The following is a 16,811-nucleotide window of genomic DNA, read 5'->3' as shown; positions in this document are numbered from 1 at the left end:
GATCTGGGATTTTGATCGGTTCGATCTTCGTTGCCTTAACTGAAGATGCTCAACAAATAGCCCGTTGTGGCTGACCGACTAGTGGTTGCAGCCGAATTAGATATATTCAGCCGCAACATGAATAATCCGACAGAACGTCTCAGCAACCGGCGAAACTTTATGAATTCGCGCGAACGCATGCCGAGGCGTGTCAGCAGGAGGCCCCAGCTTCGATCGCAGAGCCGGGCGGCCGCCCTAATGACGCGAGGTGATGCGGCCCCAGCGCTTGCCCCCAGTGCCCGGCTCGCAAACGATGGCCTTTTCCCTCGGGGCCGGTGGTCGTGATTTGCCGACGAGAAGGACAATTAGCGAGGTGGTATCGGCGACACTGAAAGTTCACTCAACCTTCGCCTTTAGCGCCATCTCGCCCGTACCAATACCCGAGCAGAAGGATAAGCCATCCGGCGATCAGCATCGGGATCCCTGCAAAGTAGAGAATGTGTTGCGCGCTGAGGTGATACGCGAGCAAGGCGCCAATCAACAAGGGGCCGCCAATGCCGCCTAATCTGCCAATCCCGAGAGCCCAGCCCACGCCTGTGGATCTGATCGACATCGGATAATAAATCGCCGCCAGCGCGATCGCGCTCTTCTGTCCGCCACTGATGCAAAAGCCCGCACAGAAAGCAGTCGACACCATCATCCAGCTCGGCTTGTCGATCGAATAGCCGAACAAGATAACGAACAGGACGCCAGCCAGATAAACCGTGGCCAGCGAGCCATAGGGCCCGATGCGGTCCATCGCCGGGCCGATCACGAATGCGGCGACGATGCCGCCGACAGTGGTCATGGTGGTGGCAAGCGCGACCGTGTTGAGAGAATGGCCGGCATTCGTCAGCATCGACGGCAGCCAGCTTTGCAGCGCGTAGAATTCGGCCAGGTTAAGCATGAACACGACCCAGATCACCAGCGTTCCGGCAGCGCGGCCGGACGAGAACAGACTTCCAACCGCGCTGCGCCGCTCAGCTGCCTCAGTGACGAACTGCGTCGGCCCCTGCACCGGCAACGCACCATCGACGCGACGCACCACGCGCCAGACTGCATCCGGTTGCGCCTTTGTGCGGATCAGAAAGTCCATCGACTCCGGCAAGAACATCAGCGCCAGGATTGCGACGACCATGGGCGCCGCTGCGCCGATCCACAGCATCGATCGCCAGCCATATTCAGGAATAGCCCACGCCGCGACAGCCCCGGCCGCGACGAAACCCAGCGAGAATCCGCAATAGATCGCGAGAACAAACGTCGCACGCAGTCGCGCGGGACTGAACTCTGTCGTCAATGCGATAGCGCTGGGCACCACCGACCCGAGCGCGATACCGGTCAAGAATCGCAGTGCGATCAATTCGGTGACATTGGTTGCGAAGACGGTTGCGAACGTCAGCAACGCGAAAGCAAAGGTGCTGATGATGACGAGCTTGCGATGCCCGTAGCGGTCCGAAAACGGCGACACGAGCAAATAGCCCACCATCAATCCAGTCAACGCCGACGAAAAGATCGGCCCGAGAAGCTGCTTATTGAGCCCCCACTCTTTAGCGATCGACGGCGCCATATAGCTGATGGCCTGCGTGTCGAAACCATCGAGAAACATGACGAGACTGCACAACAGGACGACACCGTACTGCGTGACGCCAGTGCGGCGCGAATTAATGAAGGATGGGACGTCAAAAGTAACCTCGGTACTCATTTCCTCACCTCTGCTGGCCAAATTATTTTTGGCCAGATTTGTTTTTTGATTTGATGACAGCGCGGCGATCGCGTCGCGCGCCAGGCACGAAGAATGTGCAGAGATCGTCACTCAACGGCTTGCAGGACTTGCAGCTGGTTTGTGTCGGACGATCCACTTGCCACGAAGGCATCGGCGTAGAAGCGGTCACTGTGCAATCCGCCGCGCGTCTTGAATTCGGTGCGCGCAGCTACGATCATCATCGGATTGCCGCAGGCATAGACATGGCGGTCCGACAGATCCGGAAGATCCTCGAGCACCGCGGCGTGCACCAGTCCATGACGTCCCTTCCAGTTCGCGTCGGGTTCAGACAGCACTGGAACGAACGTGAACCATGGATAGCGCTTGGCCCACTTCTCGCAGGTCTCCGCGAGATAAAGGTCGGCCCTGCTGCGTCCGCCCCAATAGAACTGCGCCTCGAGGTTGAGCCGCCGCCGGATCATGTCGTCGATGATTGATTTCAACGGCGCAAAGCCGGTGCCGGTCGCGACAAAGACGTAACGCGCCTGATCATCCTCGCGGAGGTGAAAATCGCCGAACGGCAGTTCGACTTCGAGCTTGTCGTCGAGCTGCAAGGAGGCCAGCACTTTTTCGGAGAACGCGCCGCCGGGCACATGCCGGATGTGCAGCTGGACGCCATCACTTTCCTGCGGCGCGTTGGCCATCGAAAAGCTGCGCTCATCGCCATCGGGCGTTCGGATGCGGAGATACTGCCCGGCCTTGAACTTGGCGCGAATGCTGGCCGGAAAGCGCAATTGCAGGATGGCAACATCATCCGCCGGGCGGGACATGCGAAACACCCGCGCCTGGATCTTCTTGCGCGCCAATGGGTCGTGGCGCTGGATGCGCCGCGGCCGAATGGTGAGATCGCTCTTGGCAATGGCGGTGCAGAACAAGACCTTCCCGGAGGGACCTGTGATTTCCTTCAAGCGTTGTTTGACGTCGCCCTTGCTCAGAAAGCCTTCGCAGGATGCGCAGACGCCCTTTCTGCAGGAATAAGGCATCGTGTAGCCCGCGCGCTCCGCTGCAACGAGAATGGTTTCGCCATCATTGCAGGTGAAGCTGATGTCGGCGTCCTCGACTGCGATCTGGTGCGTCATGCCGTTTCCTTGAATTGATTGGCACCTGCCACGAGTTGGATACAGCGCAGGACGGGCGTGGGATCGGCAATGCCCTTCCCTGCAATTTCGAACGCACTGCCATGGCCGACACTCGAAAACATCAAACCGGCACCGATCGACATCGCAGCCGAATTCCGGCCCGCAAGCAGCTTGATCGGGATGTGTCCCTGATCGTGATACATCGCAACGAACGCATCGAAGCCTTGCTGACCAAGCATCAGGTCAGCGCCCACCGGCCCCTCGATATCGATGCCTTCCACCTTCAGCCGTTCGACCAGCGGCTTAATGATGCGGTCGTCATCATCGCCAAAAAGGCCGCCTTCGCCCGCGTGGGGGTTGATGCCGAAAACGCCAAGCCGCGGACGCGGAATGCCGCGCAAGGCATCGATCGTTGTGCGAATGGCGCGCTCGATCAGCGTTGGCGTGATCCGATTGAGGGCGTCGAACAGCCGCTCATGCAAGGTCACGTGAACGATGCGCAGCCCGGCGCCGACCAGCATGAGGAACACCTCATCCTCCGGCACCTTCTTCAGCTGCGCCAAGAGGCTCGGATAACCGGAGAACTTAATGCCCGCGGCATTGACGTTGGTCTCGGAGTGCGGACACGCCACGATGCTGTGAGCACGCCCCTGCTTCATCAGGTCGAGCGCTGCCTCGACGTAGGCGACGGTCGCGCGACCGCCTTCCGCGCGGCCTTGCCCCGGCGTGAAGGCCGCGGCATCTAGTGCTGCGACAGGATGATAGAGCAGCGCCTGCCTGTCAGTGGATGTCACGGCCTGCGTCAGCGCTCGGCCGGGTGCAAATTTGTCAGCATAAAACTGAATGACGTGCTCATCGCCGACCAGAAACGGACGCGAGTCGGCCTGCGCCTCCGCGCACAGCACCGCGGCCTTAACCGCGATTTCAGGACCGATGCCATTAGGATCGCCAATGGTCAGCGCGACGGCTTTCGGCGTCATAACGGGAGCGCCAGCAGCGTGTCGATCCGCGAACTGTCACACACCACCGTGCGCTCGTTCAGTTGCGCCGTCCCATCGACGATCTCGTAGACATCGAAATAACGCCCGGTGGCATAAATCGATGTGTCACCATCCTGCAGGATGCGCGCCACCATGAATGGAGTTTCGCTGCGCACCTTTGCACCGTCCTCTGACAGGATCGACGGCAGGCCAAGGATGTGGCGATAGGTCTGCCGCTCATAAATATTGGCTTCGCGCAGGGCGGAGACACGGTCCGTCAGCATGCCGCGCGAATTGGCGAACACGATTCCGGCCTCGAGCCCGTCACGATAGTTCGATGCGGTCGTGATCTTGTAGTGGCACGGACCGTGAAACAGGCTCGGCCATTCCTCGAGACGATCGTCATCGATGCAGCGTGCATAATCCGCCTGCGCCTTGGTGATGTATTGCAGAGAGTTACCACTCATGGCGCTGTCCTTAGATTCCCATGTTGGAGCGATACGCCTTCCAGAAGCCGCGCACCGACGCCTCGGTCACCCGGCTCTCGCTGCTATTGGCCTCCGTGCCGCCCATCTCAAGGACCGCCTGATCATCGCTTGCGCCGGCAATGCCCCGCTGCACGAAGCCGCCGACACAACCATCCTCCATCGAGATGTAACCGGCTGGCCCAACGAGATTGCCCTGCTTGATGCGCGTTAGGCGCTGTTCGGGCGTGTCATCGGCGAAGCCGAGATAGGTCCAGTTCAGATCGGTTCTGTCGACCGCGCGCGGCACAATCTGGCGTACAGCGATCGCGTTCTGGATCTGCTGCAGCACGAAGGTTGGAAACACCGACAGGATCTGCAGCGTGCAGCCGTCGTGATACTCATCGAAGCTTTCCAGCAAGGTCGGATCGGCGAGCTTGTACTCGCTCTCGGAGCGCAGTTGTTGCTTGGCGTAATCGACATCTTTCACCGCCTCGGGATCGATCGCCGAATAGCTGACGTGGTGTCCGCCGCTCTCATCGACAATGATGCCGCCCTTCATCGACAGCCGGTTCAATTCGAAGGTCGTGAAGAAGAGATGCAGTATGCTGGCGTGATACGAGTCCTTGACGTTCTCCATATAGAGCTTCCAGTTGTTAGGAAGCACCTGCGTGAAGCGCCCGAGCACCACGGGCGTGCGGCCGCCGAGCACGCGCTCGATGCGGCTCATAATCTCTTCGCCGAGATATTCCTCGATCGATGGCACATCCTCGGAGAATGAGCCGAAGATCAGGCCGTGAATGATCGCGATGCGCAGCTTGCGCGGACCGTGCTGCTCCATCTTGAACAAGTCGGGCATGCCGCCCTTGCCTTTGATGCCGTCCTTGAAAGCAACACCTGTCAGATTCCCCTGCGGGTCGTAATTCCAGGCATGGTACACGCAGCTGAAATCCTTGCGATGCTTGCCGCGGTTTTCCAGGCAGATCAGCGCGCCGCGATGGGCGCAGCGATTTTCGAACGCATAGATTTCATTGTCGGTATCGCGGGTGACGATAACCGGCGTGTCGCCAATGTACGTCGTCAGGAAGTCGCCCGGCTCAGCCAGTTCGACTTCCAGGGCGAGGTAGTGCCAGTTCGATCCCTGGAATATCCGGCGCTGTTCCTCTGCGTAAACCGATCGATCCTGAAACACCCAATACGGCACGCGGGTAAGGCCTTCCGGCCAGTTGAACGGATGCGCGTTTTCCGGCGGCAAGACGATCTTATTCATCGGCGCTTCCCTACGCTTGACTCGAACTTGTATATGTTCGAATATCGAACATATACTTCATATTCGAACACTTTGAGCCACTCTAAATCGGCTGTCAAGGCGAGCTCCGCTATGGCGATCGCGGGACCCAAAGAGAAACGCGAAGGAATGGCGGGGCTCGCGAAGGGCCTCGCGATCATCGAGGCGTTCTCAGTCCACCCAGTGATGAGTGTCGCGGACGCAGCGCGCGCTTCAGGCGCCACACGCGCCGCTGCGCGCAGGTGCCTTCTCACTCTGGTCGAATTGAATTACCTGGAATTGTCGGGACGAGACTTCCGCCCCCTGCCGCGGTTGCGCCGGTTGGGCGGCATGATGTCCGAGCGCGATAAACTCGCGCAAATCGCGCAGCCTCTGCTGGAGCGCGCTCGCGATGAAGTTGCGGAATCGGTTTCGCTCGCAGTGCTTGACGACGATCAATCGCTTTTCATTGCGCGCGCGCAAGCCGAGCACTACGTCCAGACCGGCGTTCGCGTCGGCACCTATCTGCCGCTCTATTGCTCTGCCACGGGCCGAGTGCTGCTCGGCCACCATGCCGATGATGACATCGCGCGGCGGTTGAGCCGGCATCCAATGAACGCACGCTCGCCACGGACACTGACCACGATCCCGGAAATCCTGACTGCGATCAGAACTGCCGCAAAGAACGGCTACGCCATCAGCGACGAGGAGCTGGCGCCGGGGATCAGATCAATGGCCGTCCCGGTGTTTGGCGCCAAGGGCGACATTGTTGCCACCGTCAGCGTCAGCGCGGCCTCGGCCCGCGTCAAAGTCAGCGATCTGCGCAAACGCCTACTGCCTGTGCTGCTCCACTGCGCAAATCAGATCGCACAGCCGTTGAAAGAGCTGCGCTGAGGCGCTTTGACGCCGTTCGTACAGCGAGGGCGGTCATCCAAGCTACGCGGAGTGTCGGCTTCTCCCCGTGCGTCCCGTCGATTGCCCGGCGCTCCTAATAAGGCGGCTCCCACCGCGCCTTTGCGGCCTCCGCCCACCAGGCTAGGTCTTCTCCGCGCGCGTTGCTTCGAGCCGCGCGATCTCCTCGAACAAGTCGGAATCCCGTTCGTCATACAGCCAGCGGCACGGGATCGTCTTTTGAAGGCGGGACAGTCCCTCGAGACGTCGGAGCGAAAGAGGTTGTGGTCGCTATGGGGCAGCGTTGCAGTCAAATCGTGCATCGAACGCGTGTTTCCTTCAATGGCCCAATCGGGGGTGCCGCGGACCGCACGCCGCCGCGGCGGAAAGTTAATCCGCGGATCGCACCGCGAATCCACAATCCGTCGCCGTTCGTCCAGACACACGGCTCGCGCCGCTTGGCGCAGCCGTATCTGGGACAGTCCGGCCATGAGCCGGCTTGAAATGCTCTTCGGCGACGGCGCGCTCGCAGTCTCCTACTGAAAGCCGTGCATCGTCCTGCTCCATACGGAGGTGCCGCAAGAGCTATCCGGCCAAGTGTACGGATCGCGGCGGGCATGGCGTTTTCGAAGCCTTACGACGCGACGGGAAATAGAGTGATCGCGAAGTGCCCTTTCATGTCCTCCTCGCCGCCCGAGATCCCGAGTACGGCACACTCTTCGGCGGCTGATCGCAGACGGGCCGGACGCAGGGCGCACAGCGCTCTTGGAGACTATACCTCACGCCTATCGAATGCATGTCCAAACGGAATTTCTAATTTCGTCCGCTGTACCCGATCTTTGAGTCTGCTGGGCCGGCCGAGCAGACGCGGCTGCCTCGACAAGGATTGAAACTATTGCGACTAAGCCGCCGTGACGCGCGCGGGCAGCGAAGGAGCCCCCATGAAATTACCGAGGACTGTCGGCCTGGCAGTCGCCGTCTCGCTGGATGCCGGCACCGCGGCGGCGCTCGCGTTGATCAGTGGAGCGGCTCTTGCCGGCCCGACCGCGAACGTGCGTCAGGCAAACTGAGCTCCGCATCAGACGACCCAGCTTCCGCCGCACAAAGGGGCCGCCTCGCACATGGATGATCACGCGATTATGCCGCGATCAAAAAAGTGGACTGCAACTCCGATGAGCAATGATCAGAGCGACAAGACTTTCCATCCGAGCCGTCGAGGCTTTCTCGGCGTTGCCGCTGCCACGGGCGCCGCTTCGCTGGCTTCGGGTGCCCTGATAGGAACCACCGCGACGACCGCGGCTCTCGCGGAAGCATCTGAACCGGCTTCCTTCCGTGCCGTGGATGCGTCCGCGAGTACTATCGCCGCCAAGTTGCCGTCGCCAGTGCCCGGCTATCTGTCTTTCGGCCCGGACGAAGCCGGCTTCGTCGAGGTAATGGTCAACGTGATGTGTCCCGCGGATGCGCTGACACCCGGCGGCGTCGATTGCGGGCTTGCGGCCTACATCGACCGACAACTGGCAGGTGGTTTCGGTAAGGGCGCGCGCCTCTATATGCGCGGCCCCTGGCGAGAGGGTAAGCCTGAACTCGGCCATCAATTGCCACTCACACCCGAGCAGTTTTTCAAGGTGGGACTCGCCGCCGCGGATGCGGCCTGCCGGAAACGCAATGGCAAGGCCTTTAGTGAATTGGACGAGAATAGCGTCGACCGATTTCTCCATGAAATTGCCGACGGCAAGGTAACGGACGAGCGCGTCCACCTCGCCTCGTGGTTCAACGAACTCGTCTATCCGCTATTCGAGCAGGCCTGCTTTGCCGATCCCATCTATGGCGGCAATGTCGGCAAAGTGTTCTGGAAGGCGATTGGCTATCCAGGGCTCCCTGCGATTCATTCCCAAGACATGATCGATTTCCGTGGCAAGCAATTCCCGGGTGCTGCCGATCCGAAATCTATCGCCGACTTCGCCTAAGGGAAGAAATCATGGCTACACGCTTGAAACATCGCGCCGTCGTTTTCGTTGGCGGCGGATTCACGGCGGCGCTGGCTGCTCGCCAGCTGACAGCCAAGGGCGTCGATGTCGTCGTCCTTGAACGTGGAATCGACCGCACCCATACCGCCGCGACAAACCTGCCATCGCAGCGCGACGAACTGCGCTGGGACGTGCATGGTGATCTCTTTCAGGATTGGTCCGTCCAGACCTACACCCTTCGCCATAATGACGACGAAACGGCTCTGCCGATACGGCGTCTCCAGGCCTTCAAGCCCGGCGAGGGAATGGGCGGTGCGGCCAATCACTGGAACGGGCAGACCTGGCGCTGGAGCGAATCTGACCCGGTTTTGCGCACCCACCTTGAGAACCGGTATGGAAAGAAGGCTATTCCAACTGAAATGGCCATCCAGGATTGGGGCGTCACCTATGCCGAGATGGAGTCCTATCACGATCAGTTCGAAAAGCTGTTCGGCATTGCCGGCAAGGCAGGAAATCTGCGTGGCCGGATGCAGGAGGGCGGAAATCCGTTCGAGGCACCGCGACAGAACGAGTTTCCGCAAAAACCTCTGCCTATCACCGAAGCGGGCGTGATCTTCAGCGAGGCAACCAAGAAGCTAGGCTACAAACCTTTTCCGTTGCCGGCGGCGAATTCGCCGGAGGCCTACACCAATCCCGATGGTATGCAGCTTGGTCAGTGCCAGTTCTGCGGCCATTGCGAGCGCTTCATCTGCGAAGCCAATGCCAAGGCCAGCCCCGAAGTTCTACTCTATCCGTTGCTGAGAAAGCGCAAGAGCTTCCACTTGCGTCTGCAAACGCATGTTCTCAATATTCTTTATGATCGCAACGCCAGGCGCGTGACTGGCGTTCGCTACATCGATCGCGTGACCGGCGATGAGTACGAACAGCCGGCCGACGTCGTCGTACTTTCTTCTTTCACGATGTCGAATATTAAGTTTCTGCTGATGTCGGGGATCGGGACGCCTTACAATCCGAAGACTGGTCACGGGGTGGTCGGCAAGAATTTCTGCCATCAGACAATGTCCGGCACGCGCGTCTTCTTCAAGGACCGCTGGATCAACCCGTTCCTGGCCTCCGGTGCGTCACAGACCGTGATCGACGAGTTCAACGGCGACAATTTCGACCACGGCGGTCTTGGCTTCTTTGGAGGCGGCTACATCTACGCCAACGTGACCAATGGACGGCCGATTACGAGCCGTGCAGTGCCGCCCGGAACTCCGAAATGGGGCTCGACCTGGAAGAAGGCCAACGCCGATTGGTATGCCCACAATTTCACCATAACCGCCCATGGAAGCTGGTATCCGCATCGCGAGAATTATGTCGACCTCGACCCGACCTATGTCGACGCCTACGGGCAACCGCTCCTGCGCATGACATTCGACATTCGCGAGAACGAGCGCAAGATGTCCATCTATCTGTCGAAGAAGATCGACGAGATCGCCAAAGCAACAGGCGCGGACATTGCGCCGACGACAGCGCCCCGGACAGGGCCCTACGATAGCCGCGTCTATCAGACCACCCATGTCACGGGCGGCACGATCATGGGAAGCGATCCCGGCACCAGCGTTGTCTCCCCTCATCTGCAACACTGGGATGCGGAGAACCTGTTTGTCGTCGGTGCATCCGTCTATCCCTTCAATGCGGGCTACAACCCGACGGGCCCGCTAGGGGCACTCGCGCTTCGACTCGGCGACGATCTCAACGATTACGTTGCGCGGCCGCGCCACCTCTGATCCCGATCCAAAAAGGATGTTCCCAATGAAAGGCGCAGGGAAGATTGGCGCGTTTATCGCGGCGCTCGTATTTGCGGGAGCAACCGCGAATTCAGGCTACGCGCAGGACGCCGAGCACGGAAAAACCATCTTCAATGCTTGCGCAACGTGCCACGCTACGGATCAGGCCGATCGCGTCGGGCCGGGCCTGCAAGGAATCATCGGCAGGAAGGCGGGCGCGGTTCCCGGCTTCCGCTACAGCAACGCGATGAAGAAGTCCGATATTGTCTGGGATGCGAAGATCCTCGATGCGTATCTGGAATCGCCACAGAAGGTGGTTCCCGGAAACAGGATGCCCTACGCTGGGCTGAAGAACCCGACGGACCGGGCCGACCTCGTTGCCTATCTTGCGACGTTGAAATAGCGGCTCGTTGAGCGAGACGTCAGCAAGACACCATCCATTCGGACGTTAAACATCTATACAGCCGACTAATGTGTGCAGGCGTCCGAATTGCGCGATCCTGTGTCTGTCGGCTGATGAGCGAGGGAGACAGTAGGTGGAAAGCAACATCCGGGACAATCCGACCATGAGCCGGTTTGAAATGCCCCTCGGCGACGACGCGCTCGCAGTCGCGTACTACAAGGTCGAAGACGGCCGCGTCGTCCTGCTCCACACGGAGGTGCCGCAAGAGCTGAACGGCCTGGGATACGGATCACGATTGGCGCATGGCGTTTTCGAAGCGTTGCGACGCGACGGGAAAAGAGTGGTCGCGAAGTGCCGCTTCATGTCTTATGCCGCACGACACCCCGAGTACGGCGCTCCTCGATGGCTGATCAACGACGAACGAGACGCGCGCGCGAACAACGCTTCTAGGCGACGATCCCCATGATTATCAAATGCATGTCCAATGGGAATTTCTAATTTCGTCGGCTGTGTCGGATCCTCGCGCTGGGCGGGCCGAACGCGCGCGCCGCCCCGACAGGGATTGAAGCCGTTGCGCCGCGCCACGCGAGCAGCAAAGGAGACCGCCATGAAATTATCGATGAGCGTCGGCGTGGCTGTCGCCGTCTCGCTGGTCGCCGGGGCCGTGGCGACGTTCGCTCAGACCAGCGGAGCGGCTCCGGCCGACCCGATCGCGAACGAGGTGGACGCTGCCGGACACCTACGCGTGCCGGCTGACTACCGAACCCTCTACCAAGCGCTCGGAAACTGGGCGATTGCCGGCGACAGCGGCCAAGGCTCGAAGGAAATGCACGCCGTCTATGCGTCCCCGGGGGCGATCGACGCCTACCGGAGGACTGGGCACTTCCCAGACGGCGCCGTTCTGGTGAAAGAGGTCTTCGCGACCTCAACGAACGAGATGACCACCGGCACAGTAAGCCACGCTGACAAGCTCAAGGGCTGGTTCGTCATGGTGAAAGACAGCAAGGGAACGCACCCCGGCAACCCGTTGTGGGGCGACGGATGGGGATGGTCGTGGTTCGACGCGGACAAGCCGCTCAAGACTACCTCTACCGACTACCACACCGATTGTCAGGGGTGCCATGTGCCCGCCAAGGCCACCGACTGGATTTACGTGAACGGATATCCGGTCCTGCGTCACTAGGCGGCCGCATGCGTAGACGCTCTTCTCTTGCTGCTGCTTTCCAGAGGCCAATGTCGAGCCCGGCAAGCTGATGCAGCAAGCCGCGAGACAGATGGAGTTATTGTAACCTTTCGTTTCGGTTATCGACCTATCGGGTCCGACCGACGTTCAGACTACAACGAGCGCGTGGAGGTCAGCGTGTCCTTCTCGGTCTATGACATCACTGTTCCTGTCATGGTACATGGACTGAACGTGATGGACGACTATCTCGACGACGCCCAAGCGCTCGAACGGTCCAAGGGGTTTGAGCCCGGGAGGGTTCTTGGCGAGCGGCTCGCGCCCGACATGCTGACTTTCGGAGAACAGTTCTCCGTAAGCTGCAACAAGGTCGAGGCGCACATGGCGAAGTTGATGCAACACGATCCGCCGACACCCCGTAACACCCCGATGGTGTATCCGGCGTTGAAGGGGCGGCTCCTTGAGACTCGCGGTTTCCTCCAAAACGTGCAGCTGGACGAGATTGCTGGCGCGCAGTCCCACACATACGAACTGACGCCGCCTATCGTGCGCGGGTGGTTCGGCGGTGACGACTACATCCGACACCTAGTGCTGCCGGACTTCTTCTTCCACATCTCGATTGCGCACGCGATCCTCCGGCGCCTCGGAGCGAAGATCGGGAAGCGCAACTACCTCGGCAACCTCACTCAGCAAAGCGGCGGTGACTACTCATGAGAGGCGGGCGCAGTGCGCGGCACGGGCCGAGGCCTTCAAGACAAGAAAGCGAGTTTAAATGACACCGATAGTGAGCGAGTTGCGAGAGGTCATCGGCGCTTCAGCCCGGTAACTAACGACCGCGGGACCGAAGACAGTCTCGATTGCCTCGGCGCGCCCCCGATGGTTGCCGTAGCTCTGATTGGGGAGATCACCGCCGGTATAGCAAGCAAATCCACTCCGTGATTTCGACTGCCCGCCTCAATGGACGAAGGAGCGGGTTCTTCGCTAGTTTCCAATGACGGCTTTGGCTGCAATCATGGATGTCTCGAAGAAGCTCCCACCGGAAATTGTGATTGCCAGCCTAGTGAGGCCGCGCCCCATGGATGACAGCCGCAAGTCCGCGATCTCGATACCAGCCTGCGCTTCTACAAGGCGGTGCTGGCGCTGCTCGGCCACGGGGTCTGCTCCCCCTACGATACCGATTCCGGCCTCGGCCCAACCTACTACCCCTTCTTCCTGATTGATCCGGACGGCAACAATGCCGAGGCGGTGTGGATGGGTTAAGGCCCCATGGGCTCCGTCATCCCGTGCGCGCTGCGACGCGCACGGGATGACGGGCAAGGACTATGACGACGACTTGAGCCACTCCGTATCGATCGGCAGGCTGCGCACGCGCTTGCCGGTGGCGACGAAGATCGCATTGGTCACTGCGGCACTGACAATGGCTGTCGGAGCTTCACCAATGCCACCCGGAGCTTCCGCGTCCTTAATCAGGTACGTCTCCACCACCGGCACCTCGTCGATACGCATCGGCAGATAGGTGTCGAAATTGCTCTGCTCGACCCGTCCATCCTTGAAGGTGATCGAGCCATGGAGCGTAGCGGTCAGCCCGAAAAGCGTTCCACCCTGAACCTGCGCCTCGATCGTATCGGGATTGACGTACATCCCACAATCAACCGCACAGACGATCCGCTTGACTTTGACAGAGCCATCGGCCGCCACTTCGACCTCGGCGACCTGCGACAGGTAACTTCCGAACGCGAATTGGACCGAAACCCCGCGGCCATGCCGCGCGGGAAGTTGTGATCCCCACCCCGCTTTTTCCGCCGCAAGCGACAGAACAGCGAGCGCTCGCGGATTGTGACCGAGCAATCCCTTGCGGTAGGCAACAGGATCTTGCTTCGCGGCATGCGCGAGCTCATCCATGAAGCTTTCGACCACGAAAACATTGTGAGTCGGTCCGACGCCGCGCCAGAAAGCTGTCCGGACGCCAGGGGGCTCGACCCGGACAAAGTCGACGTGGATATTGGGCAGCGCATAAGGCCCGGCCGCCGCTTCTACGGCATCGGGGTCCAATCCATCCTTATACCAGTGAGGAATATAACGAGCAGTGACTGAGGAGCCAGCTATCCGATGCGTCCAGGCAACCGGCTTGCCGGTCGCATCAAGTCCAGCCGACAGTCGCTGGAAGTAGTACGGCCGATACATATCGTGCTGGATATCTTCCTCGCGGCTCCAGATCACCTTCACCGGACCGTCGACGTGCTTGGCGATCTTGACGGCGAGGATCGTGCCATCAGCTTCCAGCCTTCGGCCGAAGCCACCGCCAATCAGATGATTGTGAATTTTGATCGCGTCCTTTGGCAGGCCGGTGAGTTCGGCCACCTGAGACTGCGTGAGCGTAGGCGCCTGCGTCCCGACCCAGATGTCGCAACGATCCTTCTGCAGATGAACGGTGCAATTCATCGGCTCCATCGCCGCATGGGCCAGGAAGGGCACCTGATAGATGGCGTCAAGCCGTTGCGCCGCCTCCGCAAGAGCCTTCCCTACGTCGCCTTCGTTACGGCCAACCACGCCTGGCTTCTTCGATTCCTCTTCCAATTGCTTGACGATATCGTCGTTACTGATCTTGCCGTTCGGCCCGTCGTCCCACGTGATGGCGGCAGCCGCGAGCCCCTTCTTCGCCGCACCCATGTGATCCGCCACCACGGCAACAGCTTCATCGATATTGACCACCTGCCGGACGCCCTTCACCGTCAGCGCGGCCTTCTCGTCCACCGTTTTCGCCTTGCCACCGAGCACTGGCGAAATAGCAACCGCTGCAACCCTCATGCCCGGCACTCGCGCATCGATGCCGTAGAGCACGCGCCCATCGACCTTTATCAATGAATCCACGCGCTTGGCACGCGTGCCGATCAGGGTGAAATCCTTCGGATCCTTCAATTTGACGTTTGCTGCAGGCGGCACAGGCAATTTCGCGGCAGCCTTCGCAAGTTCGCCGTAGCTCAAATGCTTCGAGCCTGACGCATTGAACACGACGCCATCCTTGGCGCTGCAAGTCGCTGGATCGACATTCCAGCGCTTTGCGGCTGCCGCAATCAGCAGATTACGACCCACTGCCCCTGCCTGGCGCAGCGGCGTCCAGAAGGCACGTACAGAAGAGGAAGCACCTGTAGTTTGAATGTGCAGGAAAGGGTTGGCGTAAAGCGCGTCATTTGCCGGCGCGTGCTGAACCTGAATTTGATCAAGTCCGACTTCAAGTTCTTCGGCCAGAAGCATCGAGAGCGCCGTGTAAACCCCCTGTCCCATCTCAGCCATCGGCACGACCAAGGTCACGGCGCCGGTTGGATCGATCCGTATAAATCCATTCGGCGCGAAAGTACCCGTGACCTCGTTTTCGACCACCTGCGAAGCAGGCGCCGCGAAGACGGACTCGGCGCTTGCACCGGTTAGCGCAAAACCAAGCAGCAAACCTGCGCCCTGAAGAAAGGCGCGCCGCGACACCGCTGTTTGGCCCGCAACCCGATCTTTCAGAATAAGCTCACCCATGATCTCAAACTCCCGCAGCGTGTTTGATCGCAGCGCGGATGCGCTGATAGGTGCCGCATCGGCAGACATTGCCCGACATGGCCGCGTCGATTTCGTCATCCGTCGGCTTCGGAGTGTACTTCAGCAGCGCCGTCGCCGACATGATCTGGCCGGACTGGCAGTAGCCGCACTGCACCACCTCCAGCTCCAGCCACGCCTTCTGCAGGGCCGCGCCCTGCGGCGTCTGGCCGATCGCCTCGATCGTGGTGATCGCACTGTCGCCGACACTGTCGACCGGCGTCTGGCAGGAGCGGACCGGCTGACCGCCGACATGCACGGTGCAGGCGCCGCACAGCGCCTGGCCGCAGCCGAACTTTGTCCCGGTCATGCCGAGTACGTCGCGCAGCACCCACAAAAGCGGGATGTCGCCGTCAACATCGACCTCATGGAGGGTGCCGTTGATCTTTAACGTGAAAGCCATGGATGCCTCTCGGTGGCTAGGGCTGATAGGACGCAGCCGGTCGACCCGGACCGCGCCGGCCGACTGCATGCATGGGCACGCGTCCCTACGGACGAACGCGGATGATTGTCTTCCCCTTGCGTCGCTTGGTCGGGTTGAAGGCGGCGACGGCATCGTCGAGGGATGAGACGGTACCGATGTTCGTCCGCAGTCGTCCGTCCCGCACCCGCTGGACGATCTCACCCAGTTGGACACGATCGGACTCGACGATGAAATCGACCGCCAAGCCGTTGGCGGGCCGTGCCTCGGTCGGGCCGGCGATGGTCACCAACGTTCCTCCGGCTCGAATCTGGGCTGCGGACCGCTTCCCGATGTCGCCGCCGAAGACATCGAAAACCAGATCGACTGGGCCGACGTCTTCCAAAGCGTCGTTCTCGAGGTCGACGAACTCTTGCGCGCCGAAGTCGAGCACCGTCTGACGGTCGGGGGCGCGTCCGGTGCCGATGACGTAGGCGCCGGCCTCTCGTGCGAGCTGCGTTACCATCGAACCGACTACGCCGGCCGCGCCGTGCGCGAGGACGCTCTGCCCTGCCCGAAGGCGGCCGTGCTCGAACAGTCCCTGCCATGCGGTCAGGCCCGGCATCGGCAGGCTCGCGCCCACCGTGAAGTCGACGTCGCCCGGCAGCGGCGCGAGGTTGCGCGCCTCGACTGCCACATACTCGGCCAGGGTGCCGTCGCGAGTCCAATCCGTGAGGCCGAACACCCGCTGTCCTACCGACAGCCCCGTCGTGCCATATCCGAGCACGGTGACCACTCCGGCCAGCTCGTGCCCAGGGATCGACGGTGTTCGGTCAAGATCGAGGCGATCGGTCCAGGTCGGGGGCCACGTCAGCTCATCCCAGGTGAATCCCGACGCATGAACCTGAACGATGACGTCGTTTATCGCTGCCTGCGGCTCGGGCCGCTCCACCAGCTTCATCCCGGCCGTTCCCGCAGCCTGGTCCGTCACAACGATCGCCTTCATGGGAATTATCTCCTCGGTCATTTGTCTCTTTGGTGGAATG

General features: G+C 60.7%; 18 protein-coding genes and 1 pseudogene. 8 read left to right on the top strand and 11 right to left on the bottom strand.

Going from position 1 to position 16,811, the window contains the following annotated elements:
• Positions 1 to 379: 379 nt before the first annotated feature.
• The 6 genes and pseudogenes from BLV07_RS40200 to BLV07_RS49370 form a co-directional block, all read right to left on the bottom strand.
• Positions 380 to 1,831 (bottom strand): MFS transporter, encoded by a 1,452-nt coding sequence (locus BLV07_RS40200; RefSeq protein WP_210187846.1) that lies wholly within the window; start codon positions 1,829 to 1,831, stop codon positions 380 to 382.
• Positions 1,828 to 2,859: a 2Fe-2S iron-sulfur cluster-binding protein gene (locus BLV07_RS40195; RefSeq protein ID WP_091897566.1), complete on the bottom strand. Its 1,032-nt coding sequence runs from the start codon at positions 2,857 to 2,859 to the stop codon at positions 1,828 to 1,830. The genes BLV07_RS40200 and BLV07_RS40195 overlap by 4 nt, the downstream gene beginning before the upstream one ends.
• The gene (locus BLV07_RS40190; protein WP_091897563.1) at positions 2,856 to 3,839 is read right to left on the bottom strand and encodes a PdxA family dehydrogenase; all 984 of its coding nucleotides are present in this window, start codon (positions 3,837 to 3,839) and stop codon (positions 2,856 to 2,858) included. Before BLV07_RS40190 ends, BLV07_RS40195 begins: the two co-directional genes overlap by 4 nt.
• Positions 3,836 to 4,306, bottom strand: coding sequence for an aromatic-ring-hydroxylating dioxygenase subunit beta (locus BLV07_RS40185; RefSeq protein WP_091897560.1), 471 nt, complete (start codon positions 4,304 to 4,306; stop codon positions 3,836 to 3,838). Before BLV07_RS40185 ends, BLV07_RS40190 begins: the two co-directional genes overlap by 4 nt.
• 10 nt (positions 4,307 to 4,316) lie before the next feature.
• Positions 4,317 to 5,162 carry an aromatic ring-hydroxylating dioxygenase subunit alpha gene (locus BLV07_RS40180; RefSeq protein WP_244551382.1) on the bottom strand — a complete coding sequence of 282 codons (846 nt, stop codon included), beginning with the start codon at positions 5,160 to 5,162 and terminating at the stop codon, positions 4,317 to 4,319.
• Between the two features lie 93 nt (positions 5,163 to 5,255).
• Positions 5,256 to 5,573 (bottom strand): annotated as a pseudogene (locus tag BLV07_RS49370) (Rieske 2Fe-2S domain-containing protein); the annotation flags it as partial.
• On the opposite strand from BLV07_RS49370, the gene BLV07_RS40175 reads away from it, so the two are divergent.
• Positions 5,538 to 6,464 (top strand): IclR family transcriptional regulator domain-containing protein, encoded by a 927-nt coding sequence (locus BLV07_RS40175; RefSeq protein ID WP_349525588.1) that lies wholly within the window; start codon positions 5,538 to 5,540, stop codon positions 6,462 to 6,464. The pseudogene BLV07_RS49370 and the gene BLV07_RS40175 sit on opposite strands and share 36 nt — an antisense overlap.
• A gap of 141 nt (positions 6,465 to 6,605) precedes the next feature.
• On the opposite strand, the gene BLV07_RS49365 is transcribed toward BLV07_RS40175, so the two are convergent.
• Positions 6,606 to 6,716, bottom strand: a complete 111-nt coding sequence (locus BLV07_RS49365; RefSeq protein WP_176946081.1) for a hypothetical protein — start codon at positions 6,714 to 6,716, stop codon at positions 6,606 to 6,608.
• A gap of 686 nt (positions 6,717 to 7,402) precedes the next feature.
• On the opposite strand from BLV07_RS49365, the gene BLV07_RS49925 reads away from it, so the two are divergent.
• The 7 genes from BLV07_RS49925 to BLV07_RS40145 all read left to right on the top strand — a co-directional run bounded on the left by BLV07_RS49925 (position 7,403) and on the right by BLV07_RS40145 (position 12,497).
• Positions 7,403 to 7,531: a hypothetical protein gene (locus BLV07_RS49925; protein ID WP_283806583.1), complete on the top strand. Its 129-nt coding sequence runs from the start codon at positions 7,403 to 7,405 to the stop codon at positions 7,529 to 7,531.
• A 51-nt stretch (positions 7,532 to 7,582) separates the two neighbouring features.
• Entirely contained in the window at positions 7,583 to 8,428 is an 846-nt protein-coding gene (locus tag BLV07_RS40170) for a gluconate 2-dehydrogenase subunit 3 family protein (RefSeq protein ID WP_210187845.1), read from the top strand.
• 11 nt (positions 8,429 to 8,439) lie between these two features.
• Positions 8,440 to 10,200, top strand: coding sequence for a GMC family oxidoreductase (locus BLV07_RS40165; protein ID WP_091897551.1), 1,761 nt, complete (start codon positions 8,440 to 8,442; stop codon positions 10,198 to 10,200).
• On the top strand, positions 10,178 to 10,603 hold the full coding sequence (locus BLV07_RS40160) for a c-type cytochrome (protein WP_244551379.1): 426 nt from the start codon (positions 10,178 to 10,180) through the stop codon (positions 10,601 to 10,603). Before BLV07_RS40165 ends, BLV07_RS40160 begins: the two co-directional genes overlap by 23 nt.
• A 133-nt stretch (positions 10,604 to 10,736) precedes the next feature.
• Complete coding sequence (locus tag BLV07_RS40155) at positions 10,737 to 11,069, top strand: GNAT family N-acetyltransferase (protein WP_244551378.1); 333 nt, start codon at positions 10,737 to 10,739, stop codon at positions 11,067 to 11,069.
• A gap of 141 nt (positions 11,070 to 11,210) precedes the next feature.
• Positions 11,211 to 11,786 (top strand): cytochrome P460 family protein, encoded by a 576-nt coding sequence (locus BLV07_RS40150; RefSeq protein ID WP_091897612.1) that lies wholly within the window; start codon positions 11,211 to 11,213, stop codon positions 11,784 to 11,786.
• Positions 11,787 to 11,963: 177 nt separating this feature from the next.
• Entirely contained in the window at positions 11,964 to 12,497 is a 534-nt protein-coding gene (locus BLV07_RS40145; RefSeq protein ID WP_143035663.1) for a DUF1993 domain-containing protein, read from the top strand.
• A gap of 267 nt (positions 12,498 to 12,764) precedes the next feature.
• Here the strand turns inward: BLV07_RS40145 and BLV07_RS48100 are convergent, their stop codons facing one another.
• From BLV07_RS48100 to BLV07_RS40130, 4 genes are all read right to left on the bottom strand, one after another.
• Entirely contained in the window at positions 12,765 to 12,935 is a 171-nt protein-coding gene (locus BLV07_RS48100; RefSeq protein WP_176946078.1) for a hypothetical protein, read from the bottom strand.
• Between the two features lie 168 nt (positions 12,936 to 13,103).
• On the bottom strand, positions 13,104 to 15,308 hold the full coding sequence (locus tag BLV07_RS40140) for a xanthine dehydrogenase family protein molybdopterin-binding subunit (RefSeq protein WP_091897539.1): 2,205 nt from the start codon (positions 15,306 to 15,308) through the stop codon (positions 13,104 to 13,106).
• Between the two features lie 4 nt (positions 15,309 to 15,312).
• Positions 15,313 to 15,768, bottom strand: coding sequence for a (2Fe-2S)-binding protein (locus tag BLV07_RS40135; protein WP_091897537.1), 456 nt, complete (start codon positions 15,766 to 15,768; stop codon positions 15,313 to 15,315).
• An 85-nt stretch (positions 15,769 to 15,853) separates the two neighbouring features.
• Positions 15,854 to 16,771: an NADP-dependent oxidoreductase gene (locus tag BLV07_RS40130; RefSeq protein ID WP_091897609.1), complete on the bottom strand. Its 918-nt coding sequence runs from the start codon at positions 16,769 to 16,771 to the stop codon at positions 15,854 to 15,856.
• Positions 16,772 to 16,811: the final 40 nt, after the last annotated feature.

It is taken from the genome of Bradyrhizobium sp. Rc2d (assembly GCF_900099855.1).
Taxonomy (GTDB): Bacteria; Pseudomonadota; Alphaproteobacteria; order Rhizobiales; family Xanthobacteraceae; genus Bradyrhizobium.
Note: the sequence above shows the minus strand (reverse complement) of the source record. Positions and strands in the feature narration are given on the sequence as shown.

What these genes read in the sequence shown, in the direction of transcription:
- BLV07_RS40195 (WP_091897566.1), bottom strand. Translation starts at nt 2,859, where the DNA reads ATGACGCACCAGATCGCAGTCGAGGACGCCGACATCAGCTTCACCTGC.
- BLV07_RS40140 (WP_091897539.1), bottom strand. Translation starts at nt 15,308, where the DNA reads ATGGGTGAGCTTATTCTGAAAGATCGGGTTGCGGGCCAAACAGCGGTG.
- BLV07_RS49925 (WP_283806583.1), top strand. Translation starts at nt 7,403, where the DNA reads ATGAAATTACCGAGGACTGTCGGCCTGGCAGTCGCCGTCTCGCTGGAT.
- BLV07_RS40190 (WP_091897563.1), bottom strand. Translation starts at nt 3,839, where the DNA reads ATGACGCCGAAAGCCGTCGCGCTGACCATTGGCGATCCTAATGGCATC.
- BLV07_RS40170 (WP_210187845.1), top strand. Translation starts at nt 7,583, where the DNA reads ATGGATGATCACGCGATTATGCCGCGATCAAAAAAGTGGACTGCAACT.
- BLV07_RS40130 (WP_091897609.1), bottom strand. Translation starts at nt 16,771, where the DNA reads ATGAAGGCGATCGTTGTGACGGACCAGGCTGCGGGAACGGCCGGGATG.
- BLV07_RS40165 (WP_091897551.1), top strand. Translation starts at nt 8,440, where the DNA reads ATGGCTACACGCTTGAAACATCGCGCCGTCGTTTTCGTTGGCGGCGGA.
- BLV07_RS40135 (WP_091897537.1), bottom strand. Translation starts at nt 15,768, where the DNA reads ATGGCTTTCACGTTAAAGATCAACGGCACCCTCCATGAGGTCGATGTT.
- BLV07_RS40175 (WP_349525588.1), top strand. Translation starts at nt 5,538, where the DNA reads ATGCGCGTTTTCCGGCGGCAAGACGATCTTATTCATCGGCGCTTCCCT.
- BLV07_RS40150 (WP_091897612.1), top strand. Translation starts at nt 11,211, where the DNA reads ATGAAATTATCGATGAGCGTCGGCGTGGCTGTCGCCGTCTCGCTGGTC.
- BLV07_RS40180 (WP_244551382.1), bottom strand. Translation starts at nt 5,162, where the DNA reads ATGCCCGACTTGTTCAAGATGGAGCAGCACGGTCCGCGCAAGCTGCGC.
- BLV07_RS40185 (WP_091897560.1), bottom strand. Translation starts at nt 4,306, where the DNA reads ATGAGTGGTAACTCTCTGCAATACATCACCAAGGCGCAGGCGGATTAT.